The sequence below is a fragment of the Cellulomonas xylanilytica genome (assembly GCF_007989805.1).
Classification (GTDB): domain Bacteria; phylum Actinomycetota; class Actinomycetes; order Actinomycetales; family Cellulomonadaceae; genus Cellulomonas; species Cellulomonas xylanilytica.
The window spans coordinates 227903-240781 of the sequence record NZ_BJUB01000005.1; the positions used below are offsets into that span (position 1 = coordinate 227903).

8 protein-coding genes are annotated in these 12879 nt (G+C 74.4%); all 8 read right to left on the minus strand.

The features are described 5' to 3' along the window. Positions 1 to 4: 4 nt before the first annotated feature. Positions 5 to 277, minus strand: a complete 273-nt coding sequence (locus CXY01_RS09870; RefSeq protein WP_146927247.1) for a type II toxin-antitoxin system RelE family toxin — start codon at positions 275 to 277, stop codon at positions 5 to 7. Beyond that, complete coding sequence (locus CXY01_RS09875; RefSeq protein ID WP_146927248.1) at positions 274 to 549, minus strand: type II toxin-antitoxin system Phd/YefM family antitoxin; 276 nt, start codon at positions 547 to 549, stop codon at positions 274 to 276. The genes CXY01_RS09870 and CXY01_RS09875 overlap by 4 nt, the downstream gene beginning before the upstream one ends. A 55-nt stretch (positions 550 to 604) precedes the next feature. Next, complete coding sequence (locus tag CXY01_RS09880; RefSeq protein ID WP_146927249.1) at positions 605 to 6571, minus strand: carboxypeptidase regulatory-like domain-containing protein; 5967 nt, start codon at positions 6569 to 6571, stop codon at positions 605 to 607. Positions 6572 to 6583: 12 nt separating this feature from the next. After that, positions 6584 to 9106 (minus strand): carboxypeptidase-like regulatory domain-containing protein, encoded by a 2523-nt coding sequence (locus CXY01_RS09885; protein ID WP_146927250.1) that lies wholly within the window; start codon positions 9104 to 9106, stop codon positions 6584 to 6586. 1 nt (position 9107) lies between these two features. Beyond that, positions 9108 to 11318 carry a carboxypeptidase-like regulatory domain-containing protein gene (locus CXY01_RS09890; protein ID WP_146927251.1) on the minus strand — a complete coding sequence of 737 codons (2211 nt, stop codon included), beginning with the start codon at positions 11316 to 11318 and terminating at the stop codon, positions 9108 to 9110. Beyond that, positions 11315 to 11887 (minus strand): Pvc16 family protein, encoded by a 573-nt coding sequence (locus tag CXY01_RS09895; RefSeq protein ID WP_186813356.1) that lies wholly within the window; start codon positions 11885 to 11887, stop codon positions 11315 to 11317. Before CXY01_RS09895 ends, CXY01_RS09890 begins: the two co-directional genes overlap by 4 nt. Positions 11888 to 12006: 119 nt before the next feature. After that, positions 12007 to 12399, minus strand: coding sequence for a DUF4280 domain-containing protein (locus CXY01_RS09900; RefSeq protein ID WP_146927253.1), 393 nt, complete (start codon positions 12397 to 12399; stop codon positions 12007 to 12009). Positions 12400 to 12403: 4 nt separating this feature from the next. Beyond that, positions 12404 to 12877 (minus strand): septum formation family protein, encoded by a 474-nt coding sequence (locus CXY01_RS09905; protein ID WP_146927254.1) that lies wholly within the window; start codon positions 12875 to 12877, stop codon positions 12404 to 12406. Positions 12878 to 12879: the final 2 nt, after the last annotated feature.

A 12879-nucleotide genomic window follows, 5' to 3' on the forward strand; every position in this document is an offset into this window, starting at 1 on the left:
GGACCTAGCGGTACGCGTCGGCGCGGTGCGCGATACGCACCACGAGCAGCGTCGCGGTGGCCTCGTCGAGGGAGAAGAGCACCCGGTAGTCACCACGGCGTGCTGAGCGCAGACCCTCCAGCTCGCTGCGCAGCGGCTTGCTCATCCGCTCGGGCTTGGTCGGGAGGGTCACGGTGATGAACTCCACCACGGCAGCGGCCACCTTGGCGGGCAGGCGGTCCAGCGACCGGATCGCCCCGGGAGACACTGCGACCTGCCACGCTCGCCCTTCGCTCATCGGGGAGGCAGGCCGTACCGGGCGCGCAGGTCGGCCGCGCCGGTCGTGCGACCCTCCTCGGCTGCCGCGCGAGCCTCGACGACGTCGTCGCGAACCCCGGGCTGGGAGAGCCAGAAGATCGTCTCGTGCAAGGACTCCAGATCGTCCTCGGACATGAGCACCGCGGCACCGTGCCCGTGGCGGGTGATCCGGATGATCTCGTGCTCGCGATCCGCCTCGTCCACCAGCGCCGAGAGCTTGTCCTTGGCCTCGCTCAGTGCCACGGTCTTCATGGCGCCATTCTAGCCAGAGATCTAGCCTGAGCGGTGCCCTGAGCGCAACGGCCGGTCACGGCGTGACCGGTGGACCCGAGACGGACACGTTCGCGCTCTGCGACGCCACGAACGTCGTCGCGCCGGTGTACCGGGCTCGCACGTTCTCGGTGACCCCCGCAGCGGGCGTGTAGGTGCAGGTGGCGACCCCGGTCGCCAGCGCGACCGCGGCGCAGGAGGCGATGGGCACCGCGGGACCGGTCGCCGGGACGACCTCGAACACGACGTTGCCGGTGGCAGCCGCGGGGGTCACGGTCGCGGTGAGGACGCCGGCGGCGGCCGCGAGCGCGGTGGTCGTCGTCCGCTGGACCGTCACGGTGAGGTCGGGGCTGGTCGAGGCCGCCCAGGACCCGGCGCCGGAGTACACGACGCGGAGCGTGGCGACGCCGCTGCCCCAGCCGTCGGCGGTCGCCGTGAGGGTCTGGTCCGCGCCGGTGGCGACCGGGTCGGAGCCCACGTCGACCCAGGTATCGGTCGCGGTGCGGCGCTGCAGCTGGAGGGTGCCGGTGCTGACCGTGGCGCTGCCCGTCGCGGGCTGCACGCGGGCGGTGACCGTGACGGTGCCGCCGGTGACGACAGTCGGGGCGTCGATGCTGGCGGTGGTCGTCGTCGCGCGGGCGGAGACGTCCATGGTGACCGCGCGGAACGTGGTGCCCGCGGGGATGGTGCCGCCGGTCACGGTGACCACCCAGCCGCCGCTGACGGTCGCGGTGACCGTCGCGGCGGTGTCCGGCAGGAACAGGGCGGAGTCGCCGCCGCCGACGGCCACCGTCACGGGCGTCGCGGTGCCGCCCTGCGTGACGGTCGCCAGCACGGTGGCCGGCACGCCGCTCACGCTCGACGTGGCGCGCAGCGCGAGCTGCGTCTCGCGGACGGTCACCGCGGCCGGCACCGCCCCGGTGCCGGTGGCCGGGACGACGACGGTCCCGGTGTGCGAGCCGAGGTGTCCCGACGGACCGGAGACGGTGACGGTCCAGGTGCCGGTGGGCACCTGGTTGAACGTCGTCGTGTACGTGCTGGCGCCCGCGCCCGTGCGCACGACCGGCTGCGCGGCCGGCCCCGAGGCGGTGGCGCTGGTGAGGCTGACCAGCGCGCCCGTGAGGTCCGTGCCGTTCGCCGACGTCACGGTCACCTGCACCTGGCGGGTGACGTCCTGCAGCAGCAGGTCGACGACGATGCCCTGACCGGGCTGCACGGCGACGTTGCGGGTGGCCCCGAGCCCGTCGACCGTCGTGGACACGGTGTAGGTGCCGGACACGACCGCCGGGAACGCGTACTGGCCGTTGACGTCGGACGTCGTCGTCCGCGCGGTGCCCGTCTCGGGGGTCAGCGTCACGACGGCGCCCTCCACCAGGTCCGTGCGCCCGTTGGAGCGCTGGTGCTGGACGAGGCCCTGGATCGAGCCCGACGGCGTGGTCATCGGCACGCTGATGGACGTCGAGCCGCCCGGTGCGATGGTCACCGGCAGCGTGAGCGGTGAGTAGGTGTCGCCGGAGATGTTGAGGTTGTAGGTCAGGGGCGGCACGTCGAAGAACACGTACAGCCCGCCGGGGCAGGGCGCGGTGCTGTCGTCCGGGCCGCACGTGGGCGAGATGGTCCGCGGACCGGTGGAGTCCAGGTAGCTGAGCTGCATCGTCAGACCCGGCACCACCGTGGCGCCGTCGTAGGCCCGGACGCGCAGCTCGCCGTTCTTCGCCGGGAGCAGGATCGGGGGCACCGTGACGTCCAGGCCCGTCACCGGGTCCGGGACCGTCACCGGGGTGGCGGCCACCGCGTCGTGGCCGGGAGCCGTGGCCGCGACCAGCCACTCGCCCTCCGCCAGCCCGTCGGTCACCGTGGTGCCGGTGACGCGGTACGCGCCCGTCGGCCCCGTCGTCCCGACGAAGGGCGTGCCGCCGACGCCCTGGCGCACCGTCACCTGCGCGTCCGGCAGGTCCTGCTCGAGCCCCGTGGTCAGCACCGACCGCACCAGCCCCTGGACCAGGCCCAGCCGCCGGACGGTGACGACCTTCGGGTTCTCGGGCCGGTCCCCCGCGTCGAGCCGGACCTGCGTGGTGGTCCGTGCGTGCCCCGGCGCCCGGACCTCCACCGTGTACAGGCCGGTGGGCAGGTCGCCGAAGTCGACGTACGTGTCACCGGGGTTCGCCGCCCGCTGCTGGGTCACGCCGCTGGCCAGCGTGAGGGTGACGATCGCCCCCTGGACCAGCACGCTCGGGTCCTGCGTGGTCGCGACGGAAACCCGCAGGAACCCGAACTTGCGCAGCGTGAAGACGAGCGCGTCCGGGTCGGGTGCCGCCGGCATGGCGACGCCGGGGTCGACCGTGAAGGTGAGCTGCTCCAGGTCGTAGCCCGGCAGGGTGGCGGTGACCGTGTAGGTGCCGGGGCGGATGAGGCGGCTGCCCGCGGGCCCGGTGGGGTCGTCGCCCTGGGCGGAGTCCGACCACACGACGACCGGGGTCGAGCCCACGAGCACGGCGCTCAAGGAGACCTGGCCGGCGCCGGGCGGGGCCGACTGGACGGAGAACCGCACGTTGCGCACGGCGTCCTCCAGAGCGGTGCCGGTGAGCACCGGGTCGAAGGCCATCGTCCCCGAGAAGGCCACGCCCGCGGGCGACAACGTGATCGTCGCCAGTGCGGACGTGGGCACGTCGGAGGCGGAGAACGGCTGGAAGCCGTCGGCGGTGACCGTCACGTCCACGCGCGGCTGCACCAGCGGCAGCAGGATCGTGCTGTCGGGGCTGGTGGTCTCCTCGAGGCACGTACCGCCGGTGCACACGGTGAAGACGCCCTCGGCCGGCGTGACCGCCGTGGCGGACGCCCGCACCGGCGTCAGCCCGGAGAACCCCGTCGTGCCCGTGACCGTGACCGTCGCCCCGCGCACGGGCGTCTGCTTGCCCGCGACGAGCTGGGTCACCACGGTGCCGGAGAACTTGTCGACCGGCTGCGTGAGGACGATCTGGACCGAGACCTCCTGGTTGAGGCCCACGGTCACCGGGCTGGCCAGCGAGCCCGTGCTGTCTCCGGTGGCGGTCACCTGGTAGTCGCCCTGCTCGAGCCCGATCACCTGGGTGAGCCCGTTGAGGTCCGTGCGATCCGTGGGCGTCGACAGCACCGACGGGGGCTGGGTCGTCACGGTCGCGAGCACGGCCGGCACCAGCGAGGAGCTCCCGTTCGAGCGCATGACGGTGACGCTCAGCCGGCCCAGCCGGTCGAGCACCGCGTCGAACCGGCGCGACGACCCGGGCACCAGCGCCACGCTGCCCGGAACGGGCGGCAGGTACTCCCCGCCGGCGGGCGGCACGACGAACACGGTGTACGGACCGGCGGTGAGGCGGTTGATCTCGTAGGAGCCGTTGACCCCGATGAAGCTGCACGCCCCACCGGGCACCGCACAGGTCGTCGTGTCGCCGGTGCACGGGTCGGTCGGGAGGGCACCCGGGGTGCCTGGCACCGCGATGACGCAGGTGCCCGTGGACACGGCACCGACCCGCGCCTGGACCGTCCCCACGATCGACGGTGACTGCTCGAGCGCGACCGGGGTGGCCTCGACGACGCGACCCAGGGGCACGGTGACGTTGACGTGACCGTCCTCGTACCCGGGGGCCGAGATCGTCAGCCGGTACAGGCCCGGCAGGAGACCCGGGTCGGCGGCGGCCGGGAAGGTGTAGTCGAGGTCGGGCTCGGTGTAGGCGGTGAACGGACGGGTGTCCCCCGTCAGGTCGGTGACGTCACCCGTGACGGTGATCCGGCAGTCCTCGCCGGGCAGGATGTTCGGGCAGGTGACCTGGCCGCCGGTGCTCGCGTCGCGCACGCTGCCGCGGATGCGGGACGTCGCGACGAGCCCGTCGCCGGGGATCGGCGCCAGGACGAGGTCGGCCCGCGCGGTGCCGCCGCTGGCCACGGTGACCTGCGCGGACCCGGGCTCGTGCCCGAACACGGTGGCGGTGAGCACGTACTGCCCGGGCTCGATCCCGGACAGCCGGAAGGTGCCCGACCCGTCGGACGCCGCCATCGTCTTGTAGGTGCCGGTCGGTCCGTCGAGCGTCAGACCGGCTCCGGCCAGGCCGTCGCCGTCGGTGGACGTGACCGTGCCCTCGACCACCCCGCCGACGGACGTCATGACGATCTCGAGCGGGTCGACTCCCCCCGGGCCGATGTCGACCTGCCGCGTCTGCGTCGCGTAGCCGGCCCCGGAGACCGTCACCGTGTACGAGGCGGGCACGGGCAGGTCGGGCAGGACGACCGTGCCGGCGCGGTCGCCCGTCACCGTCGTCGCGGTGCGCGTCACCTCGCCCGCCGACGCCGTGACCGTCAGGCCGCCCAGCCCGCCGAACCCGCCGAGGGAGTCGGTGCCCCGCACCGTCCCGGACAGCGTGGCGACCCCGCTGCGCAGTGCCAGGTTCACCGTGCGCGCGCCGTCGGCCTCGAGCCGCAGGAGCACGGACTGCGCGCCCAGGCGCTCGGTGCCCGCGGTGACCAGGTAGGTGCTGGGGGTGGACAGCCCGTCGACCTCCCAGTACCCGACGCGCCCGCTGGTGGCGGTCCGGGTGGTGACGGTCGTCGTGCCGTCGGACAGCGTGATCTCGACGCCGCCCGCCGGCCCGTCCGGACCGGTGACGGACCCGGACATCCGCCCGTTCCCGGGGACCATCTCGAGCGTCAGCGGGGCGGCGGCCGCCTCGGCTCCCGTGACCAGGAACCGCTGGGTCTGGTACCCGGGCTTCGACAGCACGATGAGGTAGCGGCCCGTCGCGGACAGGTCGGCGAACGCCCACGTGCCCTTCTCGTCCGTCGTCGTGCTGCGGCGCTGCGACGCCTCGTCGGTGAGCTCGACCGGCAGCCCGAGACCCAGCACCTTGCCCGCGCCGGTCGACGGCGTCGCGTCGGCGGCCGCCACCCGGGCCGCGGCGGCCCGGGCGGGCGAGGCGACGGCGGAGAGCCCGCCCGCGAGCGCGACCAGCCCGTCGTCGGTGCCAGCCGCGGTCGCGGGCGGTGTCGCGGTGCCCTCCGGCGCGAACGCCGACGCCGGTGCCACCTGCACCTGCACGCCCGCAGGCTCCGATCCGGTGACCTGCCCGGCCACGCGGACCCCCGGGACGGTCGGGACCGGGCCAGGAGGGGCTCCCTCCTCGGCGCCGGCATCGGGTCCAGCCTCGACGCCACCGTCCTGCGGTGGCTGTGCCGGTTCCTTCGCCTGCTCCTGCGACCGGTCGGCGACCACCTGCGACACCAGCGGCAGCGCCGCCAGCACACCGCCGATCCACAGCAGCGACACCATCGTGATCGCGACGGCCTTGAGCGCCGTCGAGGTGAGCAGCGGACGCAGCGCGACCGAGCCGTCGAACCGCTGCGGTGCCCGCGCCCCCGTCGCGACCACGTGGAACGGCGACCGCCGCGTGCTGCCGACCACGCGGGGCCGCAGCGCCCGGACCTGCCCGGGGATCCGGATGGTCTGGTGCGCGGCGAGGTCGACGTCGGCGGCATCGAGCCGGACCGCGAGGTCGGCGTCGCCGAGCGCCTCGAGACGCACCCGGACCGGCTGCTCGCCGGTGTTGGCCAGGACCACCTGGATGGGCCGCTTCCGGACCGCCCGGGAGTCCGCGGGCTCGACGCTGAGCACCAGGTCGCTGACGCCGTCGACGCGCAGCACGACCTCGGCCAGCGACGTCGCGGGTGCACCGCCGGAGCCGCGGGCCTCGACCGCCACGACGAACGGGTAGTCCCCGGGGGCCGCCCCGACCGGGGGCATGAGCGGCAGCTCGACCGTGACCGTCGCGTCCGCGGGGACGCCGGGGACCGCGACGGGCGCGGGCAGCCAGCCGCCCTCCAGGCCGATCACGGAGAAGGCCAGGTCCTGGGCCAGCGACGTGATGTTCCGGGCGTGCACCCGCAGGACCGCGACCTGGCCCGGGGACGCGTGCGCGCCGGGCTCGGCGAGGACGCTCGGGGCGCCCTTCGTGGTGCGCTGCGGTGCGACGGCCACGTCGATCCTCGCTCAGTCGGTGGGGATGGACAGGTCGACGGTCAGCTGCTGGCTGGCGCTGACGGTCTGCGGGGTGGAGGTGACCAGCACGGTGCCGGTGGGTGTGGTGCGCACCTCGACGATGTACTGCTCGGGGGCGCCGACGTCGCCGAACGTGTAGGTGCCGTCGGCGCCGGTGGTCGTGGTCGCGATCGGACCCGCGGCCGTCCCGTACTGCGCCGCGAGGTACAGCAGCACGGAGCGTCCGTCCTGGACCGGCCTGCCGGACTGCGTGACCGTCCCGGAGATCGAGGCGGGTGCGACGAGCACCGGGCTGAGGTCGCGGACCTGCGCGGCCGCCAGCACGACGATCGTCGAGGTCGGGCGGGTGCCGGCCCGCGAGAACGTCACCGTGTACGTGCCGGGCGGCAGGGTGTCGACGACGTACCGCCCGACCTCCGAGGCGGGCGTGGACGCGGTGGTCACCACCCGCTGGGTGGTCCCGGAGCTCACCGTCACGGTCACGTTCCCGACGGGGCTGGTCACGCCGCTGGTCGTGCTCTGCCGGACGACCCCCGAGATGGTGCCGTCCGCTGCGCGCAGCGTCGCGTTCACCTGGGTGGCGCTCGGCGCACCGGACGTCACGGTGCCGAACCCGTCGATGCTGACCGAGAGGACCTGCGACTCCAGGTCGGCCCGGGAGAACGTCACCGTGTACGTGGACGGCACGCGCAGACCGGTGACCTCCCAGCTGCCCGCGGGCGCGGACGACCGCGTGACCGTCTGTGCCGTGACGGCGCCGTCGGTCACCGTCACGAGCACCCCGCTGGGATCGCCGCCCGGCACCGTCACGAGCCCGCCGATGCTCGACTGGTCCTGTCCCAGCAGCACCGAGACGCCCGTGAGCTCCTGCGCGGGCGTCAGCGTGAGGTTGAGCGTCGCGGGCGCGAACCCCTCGGCGGTGACCACGACCGTGTACGTGCCGGGCGTCGGCAGCCCGCGCAGCGTGAACGAGCCCACCGGGTCCTCGGTGAGCGTGACCGTCTCGACCACCACCTGCCCGGCGCTCGCGACGACGGTCGCCCCGCCGACCGGCCCGGCCGCGCCGCTGACCGAGCCGGCGATGGACCCGTCGCCGGTGAGCAGCGACAGCTGGATCCCGCTGCGGTCCTCCCCCGCGGCCACGTCCACGCGCTGCACCGCGCTGGCGAACCCGGCCTTCGACACCACGAGGTCGTACACCGCGGGCGACGGCAGGTCGGCCACCTCGAACGTCCCGTCCGCGCCGATCGGGACGGTCCGCACCACCGCGCCGGTGCTCCCGGTCGCGGTCGCCTCACCCGGCTCGGGCCCGACCTCGCCCTCCAGCGGCGGCACGTCCAGCGGCAGCTCGACGGTCAGCTGCGCACCCCCGACGTCCGCGCCCGAGACCGTGCCGGCCAACGTCGCGGGGACGCCGCCGACGACCACCGTGAGCCCGCCGACGGTCTGCCCGGTGGTCAGCTCGACCGGCTGCGCGTCCGGCTGAGCGGCCGCCGACGGGTACCAGACGGGGGCGAACCCCGCGCCCGTCACCTGGATCGTGTACTCCGCCGCAGGCAGGTCCGACATCGAGAACGTGCCGTCCGCCCCCGTGGCCTGCGTCTTCACCGGCTGCGACGGGTCCTCCGCCCCGAACAGCAGCACCGTCACGTCCTGCGCCGGTGCCCCCGTGCTCAGCTGGATCACCGTGCCCTCGACCGTCGACGTCCCCGTCTGGGCGGCGGCCTGCCGGGCCTGCGCCACCTGGATGGCCAGGTCCCGGTCGGCCGCCGAGCGGCCCACCACCGAGCTGAGCGCGATCGTGATGATCAGCGCGAACGTGGAGATGGCCAGCAGGAGCCCGAGCAGCCCGAGCATGCCGCGAGACAGCAGCGGCTTCTGGACGAAGACCCCCGACGCGGCCGGCGGCGCGTCCGTGGGCGGCGCGGTCGGACCCTCGAGCCGCAGCTCGAACGGCCGCAGCAGCGGGTCGCCGACGAACGGCCGCTTCGCGCTCGCGGCCAGCGCCACGGAGGTGCTCTGGCCGGGCGCGAGGCTGAACCCGTCGGGGTCGAACGTGTACCGCGTCGCGGCCTCGGGGTCGCGCGCGACGAGCCGGGCGTGCTGGACGGTGTTGCCGTCGTTGCGGACCACCGCGGCGAACGCGGCGACCTTCCCGGCCGTCACCGTCGCCGGCTCCAGGCTGACCGTCGTGCGCGGCAGGGCGGGGACCTCGATCGTGACGTCCTCGATCGCGATGGCCGCCTGGTCCGTGACGTCGCGGACCTGGACGGACACGCGCCGGTCGCCCGCCGGGATCCCTTCCGGCAGCGTCAGGATGATGCCGACGGACACCGACTCGCCGGGGAACAGCCGCGGCGACGGGTCCTCGATCTCCACCCACGAGGGGTCCGCGCCGAGCACCCGCAGCACGTACCCGGAGATGACGTCGGAGCCGTTGGTGACGACGACGCCCAGCGTCGTGGGCGTCCCCGGGGCCGCGACGGCGCGCCGCGGCTCGACCGACAGGCGCATGTCAGCCGCTCCCGGCGATGGGCAGGTCCTGCGACGTCGAGGCCCCGGGCCGGACGGTGACGACGGCCGTGGCCAGCACCGCGCCCCCGTTCGTCACGGACACGGTGTAGGTCCCGGCGGGCAGGTCGGGCAGCAGGTAGGTCCCGGCGCCGAACGCACCGGACGCCGTGGTGGTGGTCGTGCGGGTGATCGTCCCGTCGGTCGCCTGGACCGTCGCGCCCGGGACGCCCGCGCCGTCCTGCGTCACGCGGCCGGTCACGGTCCCGAGCGCCGAGGTGAGGGTCACGCTCACCGGTGCCGGCGGCCCCGCGTCGGTCAGGGTCACCGGCACGCTCGCGGGGGTGTACCCGTCCTTGGTGAACGTGAGCGTCACCGACCCGGTGGCCAGTCCGGTCAGCGTGAACGACCCCACCGCCCCGGCCGTCAGGGTCGTCGTGGTCACGGTGCTCGCGGACCCGCCCGCCGTCACGGTCACGCCACCAATCCCGGCGCCGCTCGCGTCGACGACGCTCCCGGTGACCGTCCCCGCGCCCCCCGAGAGCACCACCCGCAGGTCGGTCCGCTGCTCGCCGGGGCCGAGGTCGACGACGACCGTCTGCGTGCTGAACCCCTTCTTGGTGAACGTCAGCACGTACGTGCCGGGTGTCCTGAGGTTGGGCACGACGAACTGGCCGACCTGCCCGATCGTCGGGGTGCCCACCACGACCGGCTTGCCGTCCATGGTCGTGCTGACCTCGACGCCACCGACGGGTGCGGACCCGTCCGTCACGGTCCCCGAGATCTGCCCGGTGCCGGCGCCGAGCCGGACGTCGAGCGCGAACCGCGACTGCCCGCCCAGCACCCGCTCGGACAGGCTGCTCGGCTGGTAGCCCTCCGCGACGAAGCTCAGCTCGTACGTGCCCGGCGCGGGCAGGCCCGCGAACGTGTAGGCGCCGGCGGCGTCGGTCGAGGTGACGTACTCGGTGGCCGGGTCGGCGCCGGTCCACGCCGGCTTCGCGGTCACCTGCACCACGACGGCACCCGGCGCCTCGCCGGTCTCGACGCTGCCGCTGATCGAGGCCGGGGCGCCGGTCACGGCGAGGTCCACCCCCGTGGTCACCTCCTGCGCGAGCGCGTCGACCTGGGTCGCCGTGGCGAACGACGTGCCCGCCTCGTACCAGGCGGGGTCGTACCCCTCCGCGGCCACCTCGAGCGAGTACGGCCCGGGGAACAGACCCGCCAGCGCGTAGCTGCCGTCGGCCTGCGTGGCCGCCGACGACACCTCGACGGGGCCGTCCCGGCCCTGCCGCCACGCCGTGACAGTGACCCGCCCGACACCCTGCTGGTCGGTCGCGCCGAGCACCAGACCGGTGAGGGTCGCACCGGTGCCCGCCGGGACCGGGCCGTCCTTGGGCATCGCGCCCGCGGGCATGCCGTCCGGCATCGTCCCCTCGGCGGTCGCGGTGTTCACGAAGAACGACGGCGGCGCCACCTTGGCGAACGGGTCGGCGCCGAGCACCTCGCGCATGCCGAGCACGAACGCCAGCGCCCAGGCCGCGAGGATCGACAGCAGCACCAGCGCCGTCAGCAGGCCGCGGCTGAACGTCGACTTCTGCCGCAGGACCAGCTCGACGTCCGCCGTCGTGTCCGTCGCCTGCGCGACCACCCGCAGGGGCCGGTCGCGGTCGGAGCCGAGCAGCTGGCGGGGCCCGCGCACGAGCACCGTGCTGGTGGCCACCGCCCCGGCCGGCACCGCCATCGTCGAGGGCGTGAGCGAGGTGCGCAGCGTCCGGTCGGTGTCGACGGCCCGCAGCGCGACGTCGAGCGGCACGTTGCCCTCGTTGCGCACCTCGACGGTGAACGCCGCGCGTCCCCGCGTCCGCACGCGCGACGGCGTGGCGGTCAGCGCCAGGCGCGGGTGCGGCGGCACCACGAGGTCGAGGTCGTGGAACGCCTCCGCGGCACCCGGGGCGCTGCCCGCGATCACGAACGTCAGCGGGTAGGTGCCCGCGGGGAACGCGTCGGGCAGGTCCAGCGTCAGCGTCAGCGCGCCGGACGCCTCCGGGAAGAGCGCGAGCGCCCGCGGCTCGGACCGCACCAGCGCCTCGGGCAGGCCGATCGCCCGCACCGACAACGACTCGATGACCTCCGAGGTGTTGATGACCTCGAGCGGGACCACCCCGGAGCTGCCCGGCGACACGTCCAGCCGCTCGACCGTGCTGCTGACCCTCACGGGCTGACGCCCGCCCGCATCGGGACGGCCGAGCCGGACACGGAGGTGACCTCGGGTGCGGTCGCCTCCCAGTCGTACGCGTCGGCGGCGACCGTGACCAGCAGCGTGAACGACGCCTTGAGCGAGCCGCCCAGCCCCGACCACACGTCACGCGGCCGGTTGTGGTCGTCGGCCGCGAGCGCCAGCTGGACGGTCGACGACAGCGGCCGCGGCAGGTGCTGCGCGGGGAGCAGCTGGTGGGCGAGCAGCCGGGTCAGCGCGTCACCGAGCAGCAGGTGCTCGTCCCGCGACGAACCGGCCCAGGCGCTGACCAGGTAGGACAGCTGCACCATCGGCAGCGCGTGCCGGCGCTCCGTCGAGCCGTTCGCGGCCGCCCGCGTGGCCGGCCCGCGCGACGGCTGGCCGCTGCGGGCCACCCCGTACAGGAAGAGGTTGACCGTCAGCCGGTTGACCTGCGCGGACCACGTGCTCGACGGCGGCTCGAACGAGATGTCGCCCTGCTCGGTGGACAGGGGCAGCGTGGTGCGCAGGAGGCGCTCCAGACCGTCCTCGACCACCGGGATCAGCACAGCCTCCTGCCCCCTCACATCCCGTCGATTCCCCGCATGACCAGGCACGACGGGACATCCGCAGGCTATGCAGCGGCCCTGCGCGGCAGCATCGGTAATCGCTACCGAAGTTGCCCGCGTCAGCCTTCGAGGGTCTTCATCGCCCCCGGGTTGAGGATCTGGATGACGCCCCCGTACGCGCACTGGCAGGTGGCGCCGAGCGTCAGGGCGGGCTTGCCACCGACGAGCGTCTGCGTCGCCCCGTTCATCCACGGCGCGACCGTCGCGGGGATGCACGGCATGGGCGTGAGCACCCCGAGCGCCGCGGCCGTCGCAGCCGCGACCGTCGGGTTGGCCAGGCTCGTGCACATGCCGAAGGGCGGGATGTTGACCGCGGGCACCATGTCGGTGATGGCCGCGGCCGGCTTGCCCTCCACCAGCACGCGCGCCAGCGGCAGGACGACGAGCGTCGACGGGGCGATGCCGAAGCTGCACTGCAGCATGGCCGTCGCGGTCGCGGCGGGCTTGCCCATCAGGTCACCACTCCGTCCCCTGCACCGACCGGGTCAGCTGCGCACCGTCGGTCGTGGTGACGAAGCACAGCGTCGTGCGGTCCTCGTCCTGCTCCCAGCTGCGCGGCGACGGCAGCAGGTACGTGAAGAAGAGCTCGGAGTCGCGGTAGTCGACGCCCACGTAGTCCGCGTACTCCTGCGCGCAGGCGCCGTCCGCGAACGACTTCAGGGCGGCCTCGCCGGGGAACGTGTCCGGCGTCGTCTCCGTCCCGGGCTCGGTGTACGTCGCGAGGGCGTACGCCTCCTGCTCGTGGGGCACGTCGCACTCCACGCGGTCCAGCGACGTGAACGTCGTGGTGATCTCCTTCGGCGCCGTGAAGCAGTCGCCCACCTCGACGTCGAAGACCGAGACCTGGTCCGTGCCGTCCCGGTCGAACAGCGAGCAGCTCGAGAGCACCAGCACCGCACCCGCGGCCAGCAGCCCGCCCCACACCCTCATGG